Below are 20,923 nucleotides of genomic sequence, written 5' to 3' on the forward strand. Positions count from 1 at the left end.
TTTAGATCCTCGCTGCGTGAATCGCGCTGACCAAGATCGCGCGCGCCCCAACCGCGTGAAGCTCGTCCATCACCTGATTGGTATCGACGCGACGCACCATTGAGCGCACCGCAACCCACGCGGGGTCTTGGAGCGGAGAAACGGTTGGACTCTCGATACCGGGAGTCACCTTCGTCGCAGCCTCGAGGAGGGCTACCGGCACGTCGTAGTCGATCAACACATACTGGCGGGCGACAAGCACACCCTGCAGGCGGCGTTGGAGCGTGGCGCTGCCCTCAACCTCATTGCCTGAACTGATCAACACAGCAGTTGAATCGAGGATGACAGGGCCGAAAATTTCGAGGCCCTGCGCGCGCAGGGTTGAGCCTGTCGACACGACGTCGGCCACGGCATCCGCAACACCAAGTCGGATCGCAGATTCAACGGCACCGTCGAGGCTGACGAGCTCTGCCGTGACGCCATTGCGTTCGAGGAAGGCACCGACGAGCCCGGCGTAGCTCGTGGCAACGCGAACACCGTTGAGATCGGAAAGTTCAGTGAAGCGGCCAGGCTCCCCGGCGAAACGGAACGTGGAATCGCCAAAGTTGAGGCTGGCGATCTCTGTCGCGGTGGATCCGGAATCCAACAGGAGGTCTCGGCCGGTGATTCCTACGTCGAGCGCTCCCGAGCCCACGTAAGTCGCGATGTCGCGAGGGCGAAGATAGAAAAACTCGACGCCGTTGCGGTCGTCACGCACATTCAACGCGCGTGGATCGCGACGGCCCGTGTAGCCCGCTTCGTACAACATTTCGGAAGCGGTCTCACTCAGTGAACCCTTGTTGGGCACTGCAACTCTTAACATGTCAGCTCTCAGTCAGTTGGTGCGAAAAGTGGTCGTAGGGACATCAGAGATGTCGCCACACGTCCTCGGGGCTGAGCCCTTTAGCAACCATCAGAACCTGAAGGTGATAAATGAGTTGGGAGATTTCGTCTGCGGTTTCTTCATCCGACTGGTACTCGGCTGCCATCCATACTTCGGCAGCCTCTTCCACAATCTTCTTGCCGATCGAATGCACTCCGGCATCCAATAGGGCAACCGAACCGGAGTCGGCCGGGCGTTCTACCGCTTTGCGGCTGAGTTCAGCAAAAAGTGCGTCGAAGTCTTTCACACGTCAAGGGTACCGCCCCGGAGGGCGGTCCCTTGCCGCATGACTCGAACGTGGGGTTACTAGTTCGTGCCGAGCAGGTCGATCACGAAGGTCAACGTGCGGCCGGAGAGCTGATGCCCTCCGCCTGCGGGACCGTAAGCGAGGTGCGGCGGGCAGATGAGCTGGCGACGGCCGCCCACCTTCATGCCGGGGATTCCTTCTTGCCAACCGCTGATGAGCGCCATCAGCGGGAAGTTGATGGACTCGCCGCGGCTCCACGAGGAGTCGAACTCTTCGAGAGTCTCAAAGTCGACGCCCAAGTAGTGCACGTCAACGGTGGAACCAGCAGTTGCTTCGGCGCCGGTTCCCTCTTCAATGTCAATAATGACGAGTTCGGTGGGGGCATCGCCCGCATAGAACTCGACCTCTGGCTTAGTTTTTCCTGAATCGGTCATATGACCAGTCAACCAGAAACAAAACTAAAACCGGCGCTAGTGGATGCCGTGTGAGCCCATGTTCGCTCTCGGCGGCGTGGTCACGCGGCGGCGATGATCAGTGCTGGTGCGCGCTCGCGCGCTCACGAAGTTCTGAGACACGCAACGAGGGATCATCTCCGCGATACACCGAGGAGCCCGCGACAAAGGTGTCGGCACCCGCAGCTGCGGCAATCTCAATCGTGCGCTCATCGACACCGCCATCAACTTCGAGCCACACGTCGAGACCGCGCTTGTCGACCAGCTCCCGCAGCTGTCGCAGCTTCGGCATTGTCTCTTCCATAAAGCTTTGGCCGCCAAAACCCGGTTCGACAGTCATCACGAGAACCTGGTCGAATTCCTCGAGCAACTCGAGGTACGGCTCGATGGCGGTGCCCGGCTTGACCGCGATGCCCGCTCGCGCACCCTTCGCCCGCAGCGTGCGGGCGAGGGCCACCGCATCCGCTGCCGCCTCGGCGTGGAAAGTAACACCATAGGCACCGAGATCGGCGTAGTCGGGGGCCCAGCGGTCGGGATCGGTGATCATCAGGTGCACATCGAGCGGAATCGACGACACCTGTTGAATACGCTCTGTCATTTGGAGACCGAACGTGAGGTTGGGCACGAAATGGTTGTCCATGATGTCGACGTGGACGAAATCCGCATTCGAAATCTTCGCGATATCCCGCTCAAGGTTGACGAAATCGGCGGCGAGAATACTGGGGCTAATGCGCACTGACATACCGAGAGCCTATCTAGGAGTCTGCTTTGACAAGGAGTTGGATGAACATGGCGTCTGTTCCGTGACGGTGTGGCCACAGCTGAACATGAGTTGCCTCCGGCAGGTCGAGTTCTGCTTTCGAGAAACTCTGAACCACGGAGGGCGTATCCATCTTGGTGATGCCCTCAGCCTTGCGCAGCACAGAACCGACAATCGCCTTTGTCTCGGCAGCATGAGGCGAGCAGGTCACATACGCCAACACCCCGCCCGGCTTGAGTGCCTTCAATGCTGATTGCAGCAACGCCGTCTGAATCGCGCCCAGCTGAGCGACATCGCCGGGTTGTTTGCGCCAGCGAGCTTCAGGGCGACGGCGTAGCGCACCGAGGCCGGTGCACGGCGCATCGAGAAGGATACGATCAAACTGCTCGGGATGCTCCTCGCCGATATCGATGCCGTCTTTCTCCCAGACCACAGGCGGAGCGTCGAAGACCGCGAGGGCGTTGCGAACGAGCTTGGCGCGGGCCGGAATCAGTTCGTTGGCGGTGAGCACGGCACCGCCTTCCAGAGCTTCCGCGGCCAACAGAGCGGCTTTGCCACCCGGTCCGGCACACATATCGAGCCACGACTCCCCAGCCACAATGGGCCGAGCGCGGCTGAGCGCGAGTGCCGCAATCTGGGAGCCTTCGTCTTGCACTCGAGCGCGCCCTGCGGCGATAGCCGAGTTCTTCGACGGGTCTCCTTCACGCAAAGTTCCGCCAACGGGCGAATATTCTGCCGGCGTGACATCGATGTCGGCGACCTCCGAGAATCCAGGAAGCGCCGCGACCGATACCCGGGCCGGAACATTGTCTGCTGCGAGCAAACCTTCGAGCTCAGCTTCGCGACCCTCAGCGACCAATACCTGCCGGAAAGCCCGGGTCACCCACAACGGATGGGAATACGCCACCGCAAGGGCTTGCTCCCCCGAGCTTGCAGCACCAATCACTCGCTCGCGCCACGTATCAGCATCGTGCTTCGTGATCGCACGCAGCACCGCGTTGACAAACCCGACCGCGGAACGCGATCCGATCGTCTTAGCGAGCCGCACCGACTCATCCACTGCCGCGTGCGAGGGAACGCGCATCGACAGCAACTGGTGCGTGGCGAGGCGCAACACGTCGAGCACAGGCGGGTCGATCTTGGACACGTCGCGGCCGGCCGCCTGAGCGATCACCGCGTCGTAATAGCCCTGCATGCGCAGCGTGCCGTAGGTCAGTTCGGTGGCAAGGCCGGCATCCGCGCTCGAGAGTTTCGCGCGCTCCAGGTGCACGGGAAGAAGAAGGTTCGCGTACGCATCCGACTCGCGCACCGCCATGATGACGTCGAGCGCGACCCGACGGGCTGACTGTGCGTAGCTCACGAAGCCACCACCTCTGATTCTGAGTTAAGGCCGCGCCACCAGGCTGCGGCATCCATTGCTTTGCGTCCCTCGGGATGGACCCGGAGAAGTTCAAGGGGTTCGGTTGCGGTACCGACCAGCACCTTCTTGCCGACGAAATCGAAGTGCCCCGGCGCGAGCGTCGGGACGTCGCGAGCGATCGCGGCCTCGAGAACCTTGAGTCGTGCTCCGTCGATTGTCGTCGAGGCACCGGGTTCTGGCGTCACGCCACGAATGCGGTTGTGCACTGTCTGAGCGGACTCTGTCCAGTCAATGCGGCCGTCTTCGAGCGACAGCTTGGGCGCGAGAGTCACATCGCCGGTTTGCGGAACTGCGGTGGCAGTGCCTGCGCCGATGGAGTCGACCACGCGGCTGAGCAGCTCAGCGCCCGAGAAGGACAACTGTTGCAGGAGCGACCCTGCTGTTTGCTGGGCGCCAATCGGTTCAGTCATCGTCGCGAAAACGTCGCCAGCATCAAGCTGTTCGACGAGTTGAAAGACCGCTGCGCCTGAGACGGTGTCGCCCGCCATGATCGCGCGCTGCACCGGGGCGGCTCCGCGCCACTGAGGCAGGAGAGAGAAATGGAGGTTGATCCACCCGAGCCGCGGAATCGTGAGAACTGAGGCCGGAACAAGCCCGCCATAGGCCACAATGACGCCCAGATCAACAGTGAGGTCAGTAATCGCGGATGCTGCAGCGGCGTCGAGCCGATTGGCGCGAATCACGCTGATCCCCGCTTCTTCAGCGCGCGCGGCCACCGGCGTCGGTGTCATGACGCGTCGACGGCCCTGCGGCGAGTCGGTGCGGGTGAGGACGCCAGCTACCTCGTGCTCGGAGTTCAAGAGCGCGTCGAGACTGGGAACAGCAACCTCGGGGCTACCGGCAAAAAGAAGTCGCAACGAAGTCATCCCCCAATTGTCTCGCGAAATGGCCCGAACGGGTGCACGCTGGGGCTACAGGTCAACAAACGGCTCCAGATCGTCGAGATGAACGCGTAGCCCTGGCGCCGGCTGGCTGGAGCGTGGAGCCCCCGGTTTGCGGCTGCTGCGGGAGACCGTCGTGGCCGCCACCACGAGTGCTTTGAGTTGCTCAGCGACGGCTGCTCCGTCTTTGTAGTCGAAACGGATGATGGTGCGAACCAGCCCATCGGGCAGATCGACGGGGCCGAGCACATCGAGCGGAGCGACCGGCAGCTGGCTAATCGCATCCGAAACGAGCGGAATCTTTCCCGTGAGAGTCGCGACCCGCACTGCCGGCGGAAACCGCAACTCACGGCGATCGGCGAGTTCCGCTTGCGCGAAATCTTCTTGGCGCCACGTGACAAGTGCCGTCGCGAGTGAGCCGCCGACCCCGACAACGACGGAGGGGACGCCGTCAGCGCCGAGAGCAATCGCATTTGACCACGCGCGCAGACAGTCCTCGGCGACGCGCAGACTCTCTCGCGCCAACATTCCGGCACCGTCAAGCAGGATGACGGCGCGGTAGCCGCCCTCCGCGATCGGCTCTGCGCCGCGAGTGGCAATGATGAGCGAAGGTTCGTTCGGCACCGTGAGGATTTGATGCTCGCCGTCGGCGACGATCACGCGATAGCCAGGAAAGGCGCGCCCCAATTCGTCCGCGGTACGGCCGGTGCCCGACCCCACCATGCGCAGTCGGGTGCCATCGCATTCGCGACAGCGCCACTTGACGGCAAGCGCGCCACACCAGACACAGCTGGGAGTGGCGGAGGCAGAGTGTTGCGCAAGCGGACCGGCGCACGTCGTGCAGCGTGCAGTCTGCGAGCACTCGGCGCAGGCCAAGCGGGGTGCGTAGCCGGGGCGCGCCACCTGCACGAGCACGGGACCTTCGTCGAGCCCGGCGCGCGCCGCCTTCCACGCTGATGAGGGAATACGAGCAAGGGCTGCGAGGCGATCCTGGCTCTCCTGGTTTGCGGTGGGAATCACCTTTGGCGGTCGGATGCCGCCGGGGCTGATGGCCGCTAACCACCCGACTTCAACGAGTCGTTGCACTTCGGTGCTGCGCGAATGGCTCATGAACACCAGCGAGCACTGTTGTTGCTCTTGGCGGAGCAGCGCGGCATCCCGCGTATGGATGTAGGGCGTGAGGTTCTCGCTGTAGAGCGGATCGCCGTCATCCCACACCACGATCAGCCCGAGGTTAGACGCGGGTGCATACACCGCGGAACGATTGCCGATGATGACGAACGGGGTGTCTTCGTGGGTGCGCAGAAAGTTGCCGTAGCGCTTCTGAACGCTCTGGCGAGCATCCAATCTCAACACGCGCTCAGCGGGCAGCAGAGCCGCGACGGCTGCCTCAAGTTGTTCCTGATCACGAAAGTCAGGGGTCGCCAGAATCGCGGTCGTGCCGCGAGCAAGAGCCTGCGAGGCGAGTTCGGCCATCGTGACAGCCCAACGGCCAACCCACACGCCGGGAGCGACCTCCGCTACGCCGGTCGGTGCGGCCAGCGCGGCCCGCTTGTGCTCGGCGATAAGAGTGCCGATGGCACCCGCGTCGAAGTACGACACTGCACGTGCTTCAGGGAGCGGTTCGTACGTCACCGTCGTGGGGTCGAGAAGTGACTTCTCCGCCCGAGCATGACGTTTCGGGATGCCCAACCGCAGCACATCAGCTGCGTTGCCCGCCGCTCGATCCGCCGCCGTGCGCGCTAGTGTCCACACCTCGGGAGACAACACGGGGAACGGGGAGATTACTGCTTCAAGCTCGCTGAGTTTGCCGGCGTAGGCGACGGTGTCGGTGAGCTCGACGATCCAGCCCTCCACGAGCCGGCCGAGCGTGCGCAGCGGCACCTTGACGCGAACGCCAGCGCGCGCCTCGGCACGAAACTTCTCGGGAACCGCATAGTCAAAGAGTCTGTCGAGTTGGGGCAGCGGCGAATCAATGAGCACCCGAGCGATGGATGCTTCACTCATCTCTACAGCCCGGCGGCCCCGCGAAGAGCCTCAACGCGGTCAAGGCGCTCCCAGGTGAACTCAGGAAGCTCACGACCGAAGTGACCGTAGGTTGCAGTCTTCGCGTAAATGGGACGCAAGAGATCGAGATCGCGGATGATCGCGCCCGGGCGCAGATCGAAGACATCATGGATCGCGCCCAGAATGGCCTCGTCAGAAACATGGCCGGTGCCGAAGGTTTCGACGTACAGGCTGACGGGTGCTGCCCGGCCAATCGCATACGCGATCTGCACTTCGAGACGATCAGCAAGACCTGCGGCAACCGCATTCTTCGCCACCCAGCGCATGGCATAGGTTGCCGAGCGGTCTACCTTCGAGGGGTCTTTACCGCTGAATGCTCCCCCACCGTGACGGGATGCTCCGCCGTAAGTATCAACAATGACTTTACGACCGGTGACACCGGCGTCGCCCTGAGGGCCGCCAATCTCAAAACGGCCGCTGGGATTAACGATTGATTGCAGATTCGACAGGTCGAGGCCCGAGCTTTCCGCAATCGGTCGCACGACGAGTTCTTCGATCTCACGGCGCAACTGAGCGGTTGACACCGAGGGCGAATGCTGCGTCGATAACACGACGGTTTCAATGCTGCGCGGCACCGATCCCTCGTAGCCCACGGTGACCTGAGTCTTTCCGTCGGGACGCAGGTAGTCGACAAGCCCCTCTTTTCGCACAGCCGCGAGACGCTCGGCCATGCGGTGAGCGAACCAGACAGGGGCGGGCATGAGCTGCGGAGTCTCATTAGTGGCGTACCCGAACATGACGCCCTGGTCGCCAGCGCCCAAGACATCCAGCGAGTCTGTTGAATTGCCTTCACGCGCTTCGAGCGCACGGTCAACACCCTGAGCGATGTCGGGTGACTGTGCACCAATAGAGACGGACACACCGCACGAACGACCATCAAAGCCAACATCAGACGAGTTGTAACCGATGGAGGAAATCCGATCACGCACAATCGCGGGGATGTCGGCGTAGCCGGTTGTCGTCACTTCACCGGCGACATGCACGAGCCCCGTTGTCACGAGAGTCTCAACAGCGACCCGAGCATTCGGGTCTTCCTCGAGCAAAGCGTCAAGAATGCTGTCACTGATCTGATCGCAGATCTTGTCGGGGTGTCCCTCGGTAACAGACTCTGAGGTGAAGGTGCGCAGGGGCGAAGTCATAAGCCGTCTCCGGTAGTGATGAATGGATGTCAGCGGGCTGCGAACACAAGATCCAGAATGCGGTGAGCCACCGACAACTTGCTTCCGCTTGCCTCACCCACTCTATCGCCGACCTTATCGATGACGATCACGGTGTTACGGTCTGAGGCAAAACCTTCAGTCCACCCGACGCGGTTGATGACCAAGAAGTCACAGCCCTTACGGGCGATCTTTGCGCGGCCCAACTCAAGCAGCGCAGCGTCTTGAGGCTCAGTCTCCGCAGCGAAGCCCACGACGATTTGGCTCTCGGGGCTCTCTGCCGCGAGACCACGCAAAATGTCGGGGTTCTCTTCAAGACGCAACTCGAGGGTGCTCGAATCGCTGCGTTTCTTGATCTTCGATTGAGCAGTCTCGGCTGGGCGGTAGTCAGCAACCGCCGCCGCCATAACGATGGCATCGGCCGACTTCGCTGCAGCCTGCACCGCTGATTGCAACTCCAGGGTCGTAGACACCTGGATGCAGCGAACCCCGGCAGGAAGCGGAACCTCAAGATTGGCGGCGATGAGGGTGACATCAGCGCCGCGCGCCGCGGCTGCCGTTGCCAGAGCGACGCCCTGTTTGCCGCTCGAACGATTACCGATGAAGCGCACAGGATCGAGGGGTTCCCGAGTGCCACCCGCCGTGACCAGCACCGAGCGACCGACGAGGTCGCGCGAGGAGACCACCGTCTCAAGAACCGCGGCGACGATGTCGCTGGGCTCAGACATCCGACCGGGCCCGCTATCGGAACCAGTCAGCTGCCCAGACTCTGGACCAACAATGCGGATGCCACGCGAACGTAGCGTCTCGATGTTGGCGACGGTCGCCGGGTTCTGCCACATCTCGGTGTGCATCGCCGGCGCCACAATGACGGGCGCACGGGTCGCGAGGATGGTGTTGCCGAGGAAGTCACTCGCTTGACCGGTCGCGATCTTAGCGATCGTATTCGCAGTCGCGGGAGCGACGACGATGACATCTGCGGCTTGGCCGACAGAGACATGCCGTACTTCGTCCACACCCTCATAGAGGTCGGTGTGAACCGGATTGCGGCTGATGGCCTCAAGGGTGGGAAGACCCACGAATTTGAGAGCGTTGCTCGTGGCCACGACATGAACGTCGTGGCCCGCGAGCACCAGCTCACGCACAACGGACACCGCCTTATAGGCAGCTATTCCGCCGGATATACCGACGACAATGTTGAGCGCGGCCACCGAAAGGTTCTATTCGTTGCTGAGGCGCTTGAGCTCGAGCTTGTTTTCGTTGATCTCGTGGAGAGCAACGGACAGCGGCTTGTCGTCGATCGTGGAATCTACGAGCGGTCCGACGTTGTCGAACAGGCTGCCCTCGTGGAGGTCAGCGTAGTAGTCGTTGATCTGGCGAGCGCGCTTCGAAGCGAAGATAACGAGCTGGTACTTGGAGTCAACCTTCGACAGCAGTTCGTCGATGGGGGGATCAATGATGCCCGAGTTCTTGTCAGCCATGAGGGTGCTCCTTGGAGTCGGAAGTGGTCGCGCCAGCGGGCGCATCCATCAATTCTACGACTTCTTGAGCCGCTTGGCTTACTTCTGTGTTCACGACTCTCACATCGAACTCTTCTTGGGCCGCCATTTCTACCTTGGCGGTCTCCAAACGACGGCTCTGTTCTGCGGCATCCTCGGTGCCGCGACCGATCAAGCGGCGCACCAATTCTTCCCAGGTTGGCGGCAGAAGAAAGACCAAAAGTGCCTCGGGCATAACCTTGCGCACCGAGCGTGCACCCTGCAGATCAATCTCCAACATCACGCGCTTTCCCTCAGAGAGGGCGACATCGATAGGGGGTCGTGGAGTGCCGTAACGATAGGAGTTATGGACTACCGCCCACTCCAGCAATTCATTATTCGCGATCATAGAATCGAACTCGTCGTCGGTCACGAAGTAGTAGTGAACACCGTTCACCTCGCCCGGACGGGGCTTACGAGTAGTCGCTGACACGCTCAGCAGCACATCGGGGTGGTTGTCGCGGATAAAGCTGGAGACGGTACCTTTGCCGACAGCGGTCGGACCAGCCAAGACAACGAGTCGTGTTGGCTCGGGCCCCTGACGCTCTGACAAGTAATTTGTGAGGCGTTCACGCTGTTTCGGACCGAGGCCGCCGACCCGTTTGCGATCGGCGATAGCCAGATCGGCCATGATCGATTCGACCCGGGTTGGCCCGAGAGAGGGAACGCTCATCAGTAGTTCGCGCACGAGCAGTCGAGCTTCTGCGCTGTCGGGCTGAGCCCATGCTGTGCGAGCGACGCTGAGGGCGGTTCGAGCGCGCTCAGCAACTTCACGTTTGACAGAAGCCCGGGCGCGTCGCGCTGCAATTGCCGCGCGAGATGCCGCTGCACGGTCAACGGCGGGTGGCTCCGGGCGAGGTCCCATTAGCGAACCTGCTCACGAAGTTGCGAGCGCAGCGATCGAAGCTCTGCCGGAATCTGACTGGCACCCTCTTGCAGCACACTGCGGGAAACGGTCACGATCGTATTCGCGACGGCATCACCGTACAGTTCGCGGGCCTGCTCGACCTGCGCCCCTTGAGCGCCGAACCCTGGAGCAAGAATGGGCAAGTCAACCAGTTCACCGTTGCGGATGCCGTAGTCGGCAACCTCAACCGTCGCACCGATTACGACACCAAACGATCCAAGCCCGCTTTCAGTATTGAGGGCCGCCACATCGCGCACGACACTAGCGGCGACAGTCGCGCCCGCGTGTTCACCTTCAGCGATTCGCGCCGATTGGATGCTGTGCGCCGAAGCGTTAGAGGTTGCCGCCAGCACGAAGATTCCTTTGCCTGCAGAGCGAGCAAGTTCGAATGGCCCAGACAGCTCCGACACTCCTTGATAGGCCACGGCAGTCATTGCGTCGGCCTCCAGGGGTGAGCCCGGCGTCAGCCAGGCTTGCCCATAAGCATCGACGGACGACGACAGGTCGCCACGCTTCACATCGGCAATCACGAGTAATCCGGCGGAGCGCGCCAGGGCGAAAGACTCCTCGAGAATCGCGTAGCCCGCGGACCCGAAGCGTTCGAAGAAAGCGACTTGGGGCTTGATCATTCCCACGTTGCCGGCGGCAGCATCCACCGCACGAAGGGCGAATTCGCGCACGCCGTGGGCGTCGTTGGAGAGGCCCCAGCTTTCGAGAAGGAACGGATGCGGGTCCACTCCCATGCACACTCCCCCGAACTCTTCGAAGGTCTGCGCAAGCCGTGAGGAGAAACTAGGCATTGTTGGCTACCTTCTCGAGCTCGGCGGCGCGATCCAAGGCGTAGTCCTGAAGCGAACGCACATCAAAGCCGTCGCGAATAGCTTCAAACGACGCGACAGCGGCCGCAAGCTGGGCCATGGTCGTGAAGATCGGCTTGTCGGCGGCGACTGTCGCGGTGCGGATCTCGTAGCCATCGGCACGCGCACTGCGTCCGCTTGGCGTATTGATCACGACATCCACCTTGCCGTCGTTGATCATTTCAACGATCGACGGTTCAGCAGCATTTGCTTCCTGGCCCATGAAGTACTTGCGCACGACCTGAGCCTCGATGCCGTTGCGCGCGAGAATCTCGGCGGTGCCTTCGGTGGCGAGAATCGTGAAGCCCAGCTGGCTAAGGCGCAGAACCGGCAGGATGACGGCACGCTTATCGCGGTCAGCAACCGACACGAATACCGACCCGCTATCGGGCAGCCCGCCGTACGCGGCCTCTTGGCTCTTGGCGAATGCCTTGGGGAAGTTCGAGTCGATACCCATAACCTCACCGGTGGAACGCATCTCCGGGCCGAGCACCGAGTCAACGACTTGGCCCTCAACGGTGCGGAAGCGTCGGAACGGAAGTACCGCCTCTTTTACCGAGACCGGTGACGTCGACGGTACTTGCGAGCCGTCAAGAATCGGCAGCAGTCCGCTGTCGACGAGTTGGCGGATGCTTGAACCGGCCATGACGAGAGCCGCAGCCTTCGCGAGTGGAATCCCGAGCGCCTTCGAGACGAAGGGAACCGTGCGGCTGGCACGCGGGTTGGCTTCAAGCACGTAGAGGATGCCCTGACCGATCGCGAACTGCACGTTCAGCAAGCCGCGCACGCCGACGCCTTCCGCGATAGCGAGGGTTGCTTCCCGCACGCGCTTGAGCACGTCGCGGCCAAGAGTGACCGAAGGAAGGGTGCAGGCAGAGTCGCCGGAGTGAATGCCGGCTTCTTCGATGTGTTCCATGATGCCGCCGACGTAGAGCTCAGTGCCGTCGTAAATCGCGTCGATATCGATCTCAATCGCGTCATCGAGGAACCGATCGACGAGCAACGGTGAGCTCGGCGAAATGATGACGACATCGCGAACCCGTTCGAAGTAGTCGGCGAGAGCCTCGGAGTCATAGATGATCTCCATGCCACGCCCACCAAGAACGTGCGAGGGACGAACGAGAACCGGGAACCCAATGTGTTCGGCGATTTCAATCGCTTCGGTCTGGTTCGTGGCAGTGCCGTTCTTGGGTGCGAGCAGCCCGGCGTTGTCGAGAATCTTGGAGAACAAACCACGTTCCTCGGCAAGGTCGATCGCCTCGGGCGTTGTTCCCAAAATCGGGATGCCGGCATCCTTGAGACCCTGAGCAAGACCAAGTGCCGTCTGGCCACCAAGCTGCACGATCACTCCGAGGAGTTCGCCACTCTGGCTTTCCGCGTGGACGATCTCGAGCACGTCTTCGAGCGTGAGCGGCTCAAAGTAGAGACGGTCACTCGTGTCGTAGTCAGTCGAGACCGTCTCGGGGTTGCAGTTGATCATGATGGTCTCGTAGCCCGCATCAGAGAGGGCGAACGAGGCATGAACACACGAGTAGTCAAACTCAATTCCCTGACCGATACGGTTCGGGCCGGAACCAAGAATGATGACCTTCGTCTTATCGCTCGGGGCAACTTCAGTCTCGGAGTCGTAGCTTGAGTAGTGGTACGGGGTGAGAGCCGGGAACTCTCCGGCACACGTGTCGACCGTCTTGAAGACGGGACGCACATCGAGTCCCCAACGCAGGTCGCGAACCTCTGTCTCAGTGGTCCCCCGAAGCTCAGCGATTTGCGCGTCACTGAAACCGTGGTTCTTAGCGTGCGTGAGCAATGCGGCTGACAGCTCTGCGGCATCCGCAATGTCAACCGCAACTTCGTTGATGAGAGCGATCTGATCGACAAACCACGGGTCAATCTTGGTGGCCTCGAAGACCTCTTCGGTCGTGGCGCCAGCGCGCATCGCCTGCTGCACCGTGACGATACGACCATCGGTCGCAATGGACGACAGCGCCAACAGTTCAGCCTTGTCGCCGACTTCGCCCTTCCAGTGGAAGCTCGAATCGCGCTTTTCGAGTGAACGAAGAGCCTTTTGCAAAGCGGTCGAATAGTTGCGACCGATTGCCATGGCCTCACCGACCGATTTCATCGTGGTCGTGAGGCGGGTGTCTGCCGCCGGGAACTTCTCAAACGCGAACCGCGGAACCTTGACCACGACGTAGTCGAGGGTCGGTTCAAAGCTCGCCGGGGTGACCTTCGTGATGTCATTGGGGATCTCATCGAGACGGTAGCCGATGGCGAGCTTGGCTGCGATCTTGGCGATCGGGAAGCCCGTTGCCTTCGATGCGAGAGCGCTCGACCGCGAAACGCGGGGGTTCATCTCGATGACGATCACTCGCCCGGTAGCGGGATCGATAGCGAACTGAACGTTGCAGCCGCCGGTGTCGACGCCAACCGCGCGGATGATGTCGATGCCGATATTGCGAAGGTTCTGGTACTCGCGGTCGGTCAGCGTGAGCGCCGGAGCCACCGTGATCGAGTCGCCGGTGTGAACACCGACCGGGTCAACATTCTCAATGGAACACACGACAACGGTGTTGTCTGACGTGTCGCGCATGAGCTCGAGCTCGTACTCTTTCCAGCCCAGGATGCTCTCTTCGAGCAGCACCTCGGTCGTGGGGCTCTGGTGCAAGCCGTCGGTGACCATCCGGATCAGTTCCTCGCGTGAATACGCGAAGCCCGAGCCGAGGCCGCCCATCGTGAAGGAGGGGCGGATCACGAGTGGGTATCCGAGATCCTCGGCGAACTCAACCGCCTCAGGAACCGTGTGCGCGATGTAGGACTTCGCGACCTCGGCCCCACAATCGATCACGAGCTGCTTGAAGATCTGGCGGTCTTCACCACGGTTGATCGCTTCGAGGTTCGCGCCGATCAGTTCGACGTTGTACTTCTCGAGGATGCCGTGAGCGTCGAGCTCGATGGCTGCGTTGAGAGCGGTCTGGCCACCCAATGTCGGCAGCAGCGCATCCGGACGCTCCTTGGCAATGATCGACTCGATGACTTCCCACGTGATCGGTTCGATGTAGGTTGCATCGGCGAAATCGGGGTCAGTCATGATTGTGGCCGGGTTCGAGTTCACCAGGATGACGCGGATGCCCTCCTCACGCAGTACGCGGCAGGCTTGCGTTCCGGAGTAGTCGAACTCTGCGGCCTGACCGATAACGATCGGGCCGGAGCCGATGACCAGTACCGAGGAAATGTCTTCTCTCTTGGGCATTACTTGCTGTCCTTTGCGTTCTCGAGGACAAGGTCGCGGAACCTGTCGAAAAGGTAATTGGCGTCGTGGGGGCCTGAGGCCGCCTCGGGGTGGTACTGCACAGAAAATGCGGGGATATCGAGGGCTCGAAGTCCTTCAACAACGTTGTCGTTGAGGTTGACGTGACTGACCTCGACGCGGCCGAAACCTGCCGGTGATTGGCTGATCTCGCCGACCGGAGCATCAACAGCAAAGCCGTGGTTGTGGGCGGTGATCTCGGTGCGCTGCGTCTGCACATCGATGACGGGCTGGTTGATTCCGCGGTGGCCAAACGGCAGCTTGTAGGTGCCGTAGCCGAGCGCGCGACCGAGAAGCTGGTTGCCGAAACAGATACCGAAGAAAGGAAGCCCTTTCTTGAGCACCTCTGTGAGGAGTGCAACGTGAGCGTCGGATGCCGACGGGTCGCCTGGTCCGTTCGAGTAGAAGACGGCGACCGGCTCGATCGACAGCAGCTCGTCGAAAGTAACGGTCTGGGGCAGCACATGAACGTCGAAGCCTCGCTCGGCGAGGTAGTTGAGCGTTGACGTCTTCACTCCGAGGTCAAGAACAGCCAAGCGGCCGATGCTCTCCCCCACTGCGGCAACGACGTAGGTCTCAGATGTCGACACTTCAGACGACAGGCTTTGGCCGCTCATCTGTGCTGCGGCGGTGACCGCGGCAAGTTGCTCGGCGTCGCTGAGTTCAGCATCCGCGCCGGAGAAGATTCCTCCACGCATGGAGCCGGAGTCGCGCAAGCGACGGGTGATCGCGCGGGTATCGACGCCGCTGATGCCGACGATGTTCTGGGTGACGAGGTCGTCATCCAACGACCCATCGGCACGGTAGTTCGACACCACGCGGCTCGCATCGCGCACGACGAAACCGGAGACCCAAATTCGTGAGGATTCAGGGTCTTCATCATTCACACCGGTGTTGCCAATGTGCGGTGCCGTCATGACAACGATCTGGCCCGCATAGCTGGGGTCGGTGATCGTCTCTTGGTAGCCGGTCATGCCGGTGGCGAAGACTACTTCGCCGAGGCGCTGACCGCGGGCGCCGTAGGCCTGACCGAGATAGCGTGTGCCATCTTCAAGGACGAGCACTGCAGGTTCAAAAGTCACAGGGACTGCCTTTCATTGCCGACGACTGTATCGAGAGCGCGTTCACACGTCTCGGGGTCGTCCATTCGGAAATAACTATCGACTGCAGTGCCATCGAGCGTCCACTCGATCACCTGCAATCCGTTGTTTTCGACCACACGGTCGATGGTCCAGGTAGCGCGGGAAATGCCGCGCACTGTGTCACGAGCAAGCCAGAGATCGTCTGATCCCGCGCGCGAGACGACGATGCCCTCGGGATGCACTTCGAGCAAACAGTTCGCCCGGAATCCCAGGCCGTGCACGTTCACACGGTTGAGCTGATCGCCGGCAACCGTGGTCGATACGTACTTGCCGCTAAACCGCAGCTCAGTGTCGGCGAGGTCAGCCGGCGGTGCAATCGGGAGCCCGATGTGAGCCTGTCGTCGCTTTCGTGAATACCAGCCAGCAACCATGAGTGCCAGCAAGATAACCAGGATGCCGATCACGATGAGCAGTGAGACGTCTTTAGACATTCGCTGCCTCGCTTTCAGCCAGTCTGGCCTGCTGAGCGACCTCAGTCGCATCGACGACGTCGCCATCGCGAACGGTTTCGTAGCCGTTGTGGATGGTGGTCATCACTCGGCCAGGGAGTTCGCGGCCTAGGTAGGGCGAGTTCGTGCTCTTGCCCCGCAGGGATTCGGTCGAGAACGTTGACCGTGCGCTCGGGTCGAGCAGCACGAGATTCGCGGCCGAGCCGAGAGCGAACGGGGTCGCGTAGCCGTCGAGGCGACCGATCTCGGCCGGCTTCTGCGAAAGAACGCGGGCGACATCCGTCCAGTTCAACTGGCCAGTATCGACGACAGCCTGCTGAACAACGTTGAGAGCGGATTCAAGACCGACCATGCCAAACGCAGCTTCTGCCCACGAGCACTCTTTTGCCTCTGGCGGATGTGGTGCGTGGTCGGTAGCGACGATGTCAATGGTTCCGTCGGCGAGAGCGGCACGAAGCGCGTGAACGTCTTCGTCACGACGCAGAGGCGGGTTCACTTTGAAGCGAGCGTCGTAGCCGCGCACCAGTTCCTCAGTGAGAAGCAGGTGGTGAGGCGTCACTTCTGCCGTCACAGCAATTCCGCGAGCCTTAGCCCAGCGGATGACGTCGACCGAGCCAGCGGTCGACAGGTGACAGATATGGAGGCGTGCCCCCACATGCTCGGCGAGGAGCACGTCGCGCGCGATGATCGACTCTTCTGCAACGGCAGGCCAGCCCGCAAGACCAAGCTCACTGGATACTGCGCCCTCGTTCATTTGCGCATCAACAGTGAGCGTCGGCTCCTGAGCATGCTGAGCGACAACACCGTCAAACGTCTTCACGTATTCGAGCGCGCGACGCATGAGCAACGCGTTGTGAACGCACTTGCCATCATCGGAGAAAACGCGCACGCCGGCTCGCGAATTGGCCATGGCACCGATCTCCGAAAGCTTGACGCCGTCAAGCCCTTCGGTGACAGCGCCGATGGGGCGCACTGTCGCGTACCCGTGATCAATACCGAGCGACTGAACCTGCTCAACAACTCCAGCGGTGTCTTGAACCGGCATGGTGTTGGCCATAGCGAAGACGGCGGTGAAGCCACCCATCGCAGCAGCACGACTGCCCGAGAGCACCGTTTCGCTCTGCTCGAAGCCAGGTTCACGCAAGTGAGTGTGGAGATCAACAAGTCCGGGCAGAGCCTGCAGGCCTGAGGCATCAATCGTGCGATCAGCGGATGTCGCGTCGGTGAAAACCCCGCGCTCAATCGTGAAGTCGGCGCGCTCGCCGTTGGGCAGCGTGGCGTTGACGATTCTGATACTCACGAGAGTCCTCTTCTCTGGATTAGTACGCAATCAGGGGCGGCAGGCATAAATCCCGCGCTCACCGCTCCACAGCTCCGGACAGCAAGTGATACAGCACCGACATTCTGACCGAGACGCCATTCGCTACTTGCTCGAGCACTGTCGATTGTGGCGAATCCGCGGCTCCAGCCGAGATTTCTAGGCCGCGGTTCATCGGCCCAGGGTGCATAACCATGCTACTTGTTGGCAGGGCCGCCATCCGTTCATCATTGAGACCCCATTGCCGTGAATACTCGCGTGCGTTGGGGAAGAATGCTGCTTTCATGCGCTCGGCCTGCACTCGCAACATCATGATGACGTCGGGGCCCTGGGCGATCGCGTGGTCAAGGTCATAAGAGACCTCAACAGGCCAACCGCTGATGTTCACGGGAAGAAGAGTCGCCGGGGCGACGAGCGTCACGTGAGCGCCAAGCGTTGTGAGCAACCACACGTTCGAGCGTGCCACTCGAGAGTGAACGATATCTCCCACGATCGTGACGGTCACGCCGTCCAACCCTTTGCCCCGAGCAGCAGCCCCGTGAAGACGACGACGAATCGTGAAAGCGTCGAGCAGAGCCTGAGTCGGATGCTCATGCGTGCCGTCACCGGCGTTCACAATTCCGGCATCGATCCAGCCAGCATCGGCCAAGGTCTTCGGAGCGCCGGATGCCCAGTGTCGAACGACGACCGCATCGGCTCCCATGGCAGCGAGAGTCTGAGCGGTGTCCTTGAGGTTCTCCCCCTTGGAGACGCTCGATCCCTTGGCCGCAAAGTTGATGACATCGGCGCTCAGTCGCTTCGCCGCCGCTTCGAACGAGATGCGCGTGCGCGTTGAGTCTTCAAAAAAGAGGTTGATCACGGTCTTGCCGCGCAGCGTCGGAAGCTTCTTCACTTCGCGCTCGGAGACGGCTGCCATATCTTCGGCGACATCGAGAATCGCAATAGCTTCGTCGCGGGGCAGACCCTGGGTGCTGAGTAGGTGCCTCATCCGATCGTCACCTCATCCGATCCGTCGATCTCTTCAAGGCGCACGTTAATACGCTCCTCCATGGAGCTCGGCAGGTTTTTGCCCACAAAGTCGGCCCGGATCGGAAATTCCCGGTGGCCACGATCGACCAGAACCGCGAGCCGCACAGCGCGAGGGCGGCCGAGATCGCCCAGAGCATCGAGTGCCGCACGGATGGTGCGCCCGGAATACAACACATCGTCGACCAGCACGACGGTCTTGCCGTCAATGCCGCCCGCAGGAATGTCGGTCGGGCCAGTTGCTCGAGTGGGATTCTGAGCCAGATCATCGCGGTACATCGTGACGTCGAGTACACCTGACGTCACGGACGTGGAGTCGACCGACTGGATGATCGCCGCAATCCGCTTAGCGAGGGTCACCCCACGCGTAGGAATACCGAGAATGACGAGATCGTCGGAACCGCGATTGGACTCAAGGATTTCATGGGAAATCCGAGTCAACGCTCGGGTGATATCAGCATGCTGCAAGACGGTGCGTACAGACATTCTGACCTCCTTCCCCGCCTCTCTGGACGGAATTTAAAGGAAATCTGTTTCACCGACTATACCGCGCTCGCGGCAGCGTTACGACCCCCAACGCTTCAGTAAGAACCGTTCGAGTAAGCCAACCGCTCCATCGGTTCCCTTGCCCAGAATGCCGAGCAGGATGATCGTGAGAAAGAGTCGATCTATTCGGCCATTTTGTTGCGAATCCACGAGCAAGAACCCCAGCCCGAGCGAGGCGCCGAGCAACTCCCCCGCGACCAAGAAGAGCCACGCTTGGGCTAGCGCAAGGCGTAGCGATGAAATAACGGCGGGAACTACGGCGGGCAACTGCACGAGGCTCAGCAACGCCGGACCGGAGTAGCCGTAGCTGCGCCCCAGCTCCACAAGATGAGCATCCACATGCCGAAGGGCCGGGGCGACGGTCGTGTAGACCGGAAAGAACGCTCCGATAGCGACGAGAGCCACCTTCGAGTCTTCGTTGAGACCGAGGTAGAGCCCAAGAAGCGGTACCCAGGCCAGAGACGGCACGGCCCGCAATGCGCCCAGAGTCGGTGCGAAGAGTTCGGATGCCCGTGCCGAGAGCCCGACAATCGAAGCAAGCGCCAGTCCGACGATGGCCCCAATTCCGAACCCCAGTAGCACGCGCTGCGTGGAGATCGCGATGTGTTGGTAGAGCACTCCGCGCTCGTAGAGATCGACTCCCGCGGCCCACACGCTGAGCGGCGTCGGCAGCCGGTAGCTCGGAATCAACCCCGATGTCGCGATCGCTTGCCAGAGAACGATCACGGCGATGGGAATCACTGCGCCGAGGATGGTGGCCCGCACCCAACGGCGTCGCGGCCGTGGTGGCGACGACGCGACGGGCACCGGGGCAGCCGCCGCGTCGTCGACCAGAGGCCGCTCGAGCACCGGCGTTCCGCTATTCACTGACACGACTCGGGTCCGCAGCGTCGACATACGTTGTCTCGAAGAGCGACGCGAGAGCGTCATCGATTTGCGACTGCTCCGCAACGGCACCTGAGTCAACGAAGATCGGGCCAATGACATTCAGAACGTCGAGCTGCTTCTGGCCGGGCGCGGGGTCGATCGCGAGATTCGTGCGCTCCAGCAGCACAGAGTTGGCAATGGGGAGATCGATGCCGGCGACATCCGCGAAGATCGCTGCAGCGTCATCCGGGCTATCGGCGGCCCACTGACGCGCCTTCTCATACGCATCAACGACGAGCTGCGCGAGGTCGGGTGATGTCTGGAGGAAGCTCTCTGTAGCGTTGAGGAAGCCATAGCTATTGAAATCAGGATTGTCGTAAACGATGCGCGAACCTGCGTTGACGACGGATGCGCTCATGAGTGGATCGAGCCCGGCCCACGCATCTACAGTTCCCGCTTCGAGCGCGGTCTTTCCATCGGCGTGCTGAAGCTGCGTGATCGTAACCTCGTCGAGGCCGATACCGGCCTCCGCAAGAGTCTGGAGCAGGAAGAAATAGGGGTCGGTTCCCGCATTGGCCGCAATGTTCTTGCCGCGAAGGTCGTCAGCCGACTGAATGTCCGAATCGGCGGCAACAACGATTGCCGACCAGTTGGGCTGCGAGTAGACATCAATCGTCTTGATTGGCGAACCATTGGCTCGCGCCAAGAGGGCAGCGGAACCAGCCGTTGACCCGACATCAAGTGAGCCGGAGCGAAGCGCATCGTTGGCTGCGGCGGAGCCTGATGACTGAATCCAGGTGACTTCAACGTCGTCGCCAAGCGTCTCTTCTAGCCAGCCCTCTTCTTTGATGATGAGGCTGAGTGGGTTGTACGTTGCGAAGTCGACCGTGAGTTGGTCACTGCTCCATCCTGCGGTGGCGTCAGGGGCATCGGGCGAGAGCGACGAGCCTTCGCCTTCGACGCAGCCCGAGACGCCAAGAGCGAGAACAAGAACACCAGCAGCAACAGAAGCGATACGAGAACGGGGAGACATTGTTTCCTTCAGGGGAGAGAAATGAGAATGGATGGTGGAAAAGGTCAG

20 protein-coding genes are annotated in these 20,923 nt (G+C 61.4%); all 20 read right to left on the minus strand.

The genetic code is table 11. The features are described 5' to 3' along the window. Position 1: 1 nt before the first annotated feature. Positions 2-841, minus strand: coding sequence for an ATP phosphoribosyltransferase (gene hisG / locus I6E81_RS01615; protein ID WP_197105679.1), 840 nt, complete (start codon positions 839-841; stop codon positions 2-4). Between the two features lie 43 nt (positions 842-884). Then, positions 885-1,148, minus strand: coding sequence for a phosphoribosyl-ATP diphosphatase (locus I6E81_RS01620; RefSeq protein WP_197105680.1), 264 nt, complete (start codon positions 1,146-1,148; stop codon positions 885-887). Positions 1,149-1,207: 59 nt separating this feature from the next. Next, positions 1,208-1,582: an FKBP-type peptidyl-prolyl cis-trans isomerase gene (locus I6E81_RS01625; protein WP_197105681.1), complete on the minus strand. Its 375-nt coding sequence runs from the start codon at positions 1,580-1,582 to the stop codon at positions 1,208-1,210. 97 nt (positions 1,583-1,679) lie between these two features. Further along, positions 1,680-2,342, minus strand: coding sequence for a ribulose-phosphate 3-epimerase (gene rpe, locus I6E81_RS01630; RefSeq protein ID WP_197105682.1), 663 nt, complete (start codon positions 2,340-2,342; stop codon positions 1,680-1,682). A 13-nt stretch (positions 2,343-2,355) separates the two neighbouring features. After that, positions 2,356-3,720: an RsmB/NOP family class I SAM-dependent RNA methyltransferase gene (locus I6E81_RS01635; RefSeq protein ID WP_197105683.1), complete on the minus strand. Its 1,365-nt coding sequence runs from the start codon at positions 3,718-3,720 to the stop codon at positions 2,356-2,358. Next, positions 3,717-4,637, minus strand: a complete 921-nt coding sequence (gene fmt / locus I6E81_RS01640) for a methionyl-tRNA formyltransferase (protein WP_197107120.1) — start codon at positions 4,635-4,637, stop codon at positions 3,717-3,719. The genes I6E81_RS01635 and fmt overlap by 4 nt, the downstream gene beginning before the upstream one ends. A 54-nt stretch (positions 4,638-4,691) precedes the next feature. After that, positions 4,692-6,668, minus strand: coding sequence for a primosomal protein N' (locus I6E81_RS01645; RefSeq protein WP_197105684.1), 1,977 nt, complete (start codon positions 6,666-6,668; stop codon positions 4,692-4,694). A 2-nt stretch (positions 6,669-6,670) separates the two neighbouring features. Then, positions 6,671-7,867 carry a methionine adenosyltransferase gene (gene metK / locus I6E81_RS01650; protein WP_197105685.1) on the minus strand — a complete coding sequence of 399 codons (1,197 nt, stop codon included), beginning with the start codon at positions 7,865-7,867 and terminating at the stop codon, positions 6,671-6,673. Between the two features lie 29 nt (positions 7,868-7,896). Continuing rightward, positions 7,897-9,096, minus strand: a complete 1,200-nt coding sequence (gene coaBC, locus I6E81_RS01655) for a bifunctional phosphopantothenoylcysteine decarboxylase/phosphopantothenate--cysteine ligase CoaBC (RefSeq protein ID WP_197105686.1) — start codon at positions 9,094-9,096, stop codon at positions 7,897-7,899. A gap of 9 nt (positions 9,097-9,105) precedes the next feature. Then, a complete protein-coding gene (gene rpoZ, locus I6E81_RS01660) occupies positions 9,106-9,366 on the minus strand; it encodes a DNA-directed RNA polymerase subunit omega (RefSeq protein ID WP_197105687.1) in 261 nt (86 codons plus the stop codon). Next, positions 9,359-10,288: a guanylate kinase gene (gene gmk, locus I6E81_RS01665; protein ID WP_197105688.1), complete on the minus strand. Its 930-nt coding sequence runs from the start codon at positions 10,286-10,288 to the stop codon at positions 9,359-9,361. Before gmk ends, rpoZ begins: the two co-directional genes overlap by 8 nt. After that, on the minus strand, positions 10,288-11,130 hold the full coding sequence (pyrF, locus tag I6E81_RS01670) for an orotidine-5'-phosphate decarboxylase (protein WP_197105689.1): 843 nt from the start codon (positions 11,128-11,130) through the stop codon (positions 10,288-10,290). Before pyrF ends, gmk begins: the two co-directional genes overlap by 1 nt. After that, complete coding sequence (gene carB / locus I6E81_RS01675) at positions 11,123-14,437, minus strand: carbamoyl-phosphate synthase large subunit (protein WP_197105690.1); 3,315 nt, start codon at positions 14,435-14,437, stop codon at positions 11,123-11,125. The genes pyrF and carB overlap by 8 nt, the downstream gene beginning before the upstream one ends. Next, complete coding sequence (carA, locus tag I6E81_RS01680; protein WP_197105691.1) at positions 14,437-15,576, minus strand: glutamine-hydrolyzing carbamoyl-phosphate synthase small subunit; 1,140 nt, start codon at positions 15,574-15,576, stop codon at positions 14,437-14,439. Before carA ends, carB begins: the two co-directional genes overlap by 1 nt. Then, positions 15,573-16,067, minus strand: coding sequence for a hypothetical protein (locus I6E81_RS01685; RefSeq protein WP_197105692.1), 495 nt, complete (start codon positions 16,065-16,067; stop codon positions 15,573-15,575). Before I6E81_RS01685 ends, carA begins: the two co-directional genes overlap by 4 nt. After that, positions 16,060-17,385, minus strand: a complete 1,326-nt coding sequence (locus tag I6E81_RS01690) for a dihydroorotase (RefSeq protein ID WP_197105693.1) — start codon at positions 17,383-17,385, stop codon at positions 16,060-16,062. Before I6E81_RS01690 ends, I6E81_RS01685 begins: the two co-directional genes overlap by 8 nt. A 58-nt stretch (positions 17,386-17,443) precedes the next feature. Next, positions 17,444-18,391 (minus strand): aspartate carbamoyltransferase catalytic subunit, encoded by a 948-nt coding sequence (locus I6E81_RS01695; RefSeq protein WP_197105694.1) that lies wholly within the window; start codon positions 18,389-18,391, stop codon positions 17,444-17,446. Continuing rightward, positions 18,388-18,915 (minus strand): bifunctional pyr operon transcriptional regulator/uracil phosphoribosyltransferase PyrR, encoded by a 528-nt coding sequence (pyrR, locus tag I6E81_RS01700; protein WP_197105695.1) that lies wholly within the window; start codon positions 18,913-18,915, stop codon positions 18,388-18,390. The genes I6E81_RS01695 and pyrR overlap by 4 nt, the downstream gene beginning before the upstream one ends. A 78-nt stretch (positions 18,916-18,993) precedes the next feature. Beyond that, a complete protein-coding gene (locus tag I6E81_RS01705) occupies positions 18,994-19,782 on the minus strand; it encodes an ABC transporter permease (RefSeq protein ID WP_307784137.1) in 789 nt (262 codons plus the stop codon). A 52-nt stretch (positions 19,783-19,834) separates the two neighbouring features. Beyond that, positions 19,835-20,875, minus strand: coding sequence for an aliphatic sulfonate ABC transporter substrate-binding protein (locus tag I6E81_RS01710; RefSeq protein ID WP_197105696.1), 1,041 nt, complete (start codon positions 20,873-20,875; stop codon positions 19,835-19,837). Positions 20,876-20,923: the final 48 nt, after the last annotated feature.

Origin of the sequence: Salinibacterium sp. NG22 (genome assembly GCF_015864925.1) — a bacterium.
Taxonomy (GTDB): domain Bacteria; phylum Actinomycetota; class Actinomycetes; order Actinomycetales; family Microbacteriaceae; genus Rhodoglobus.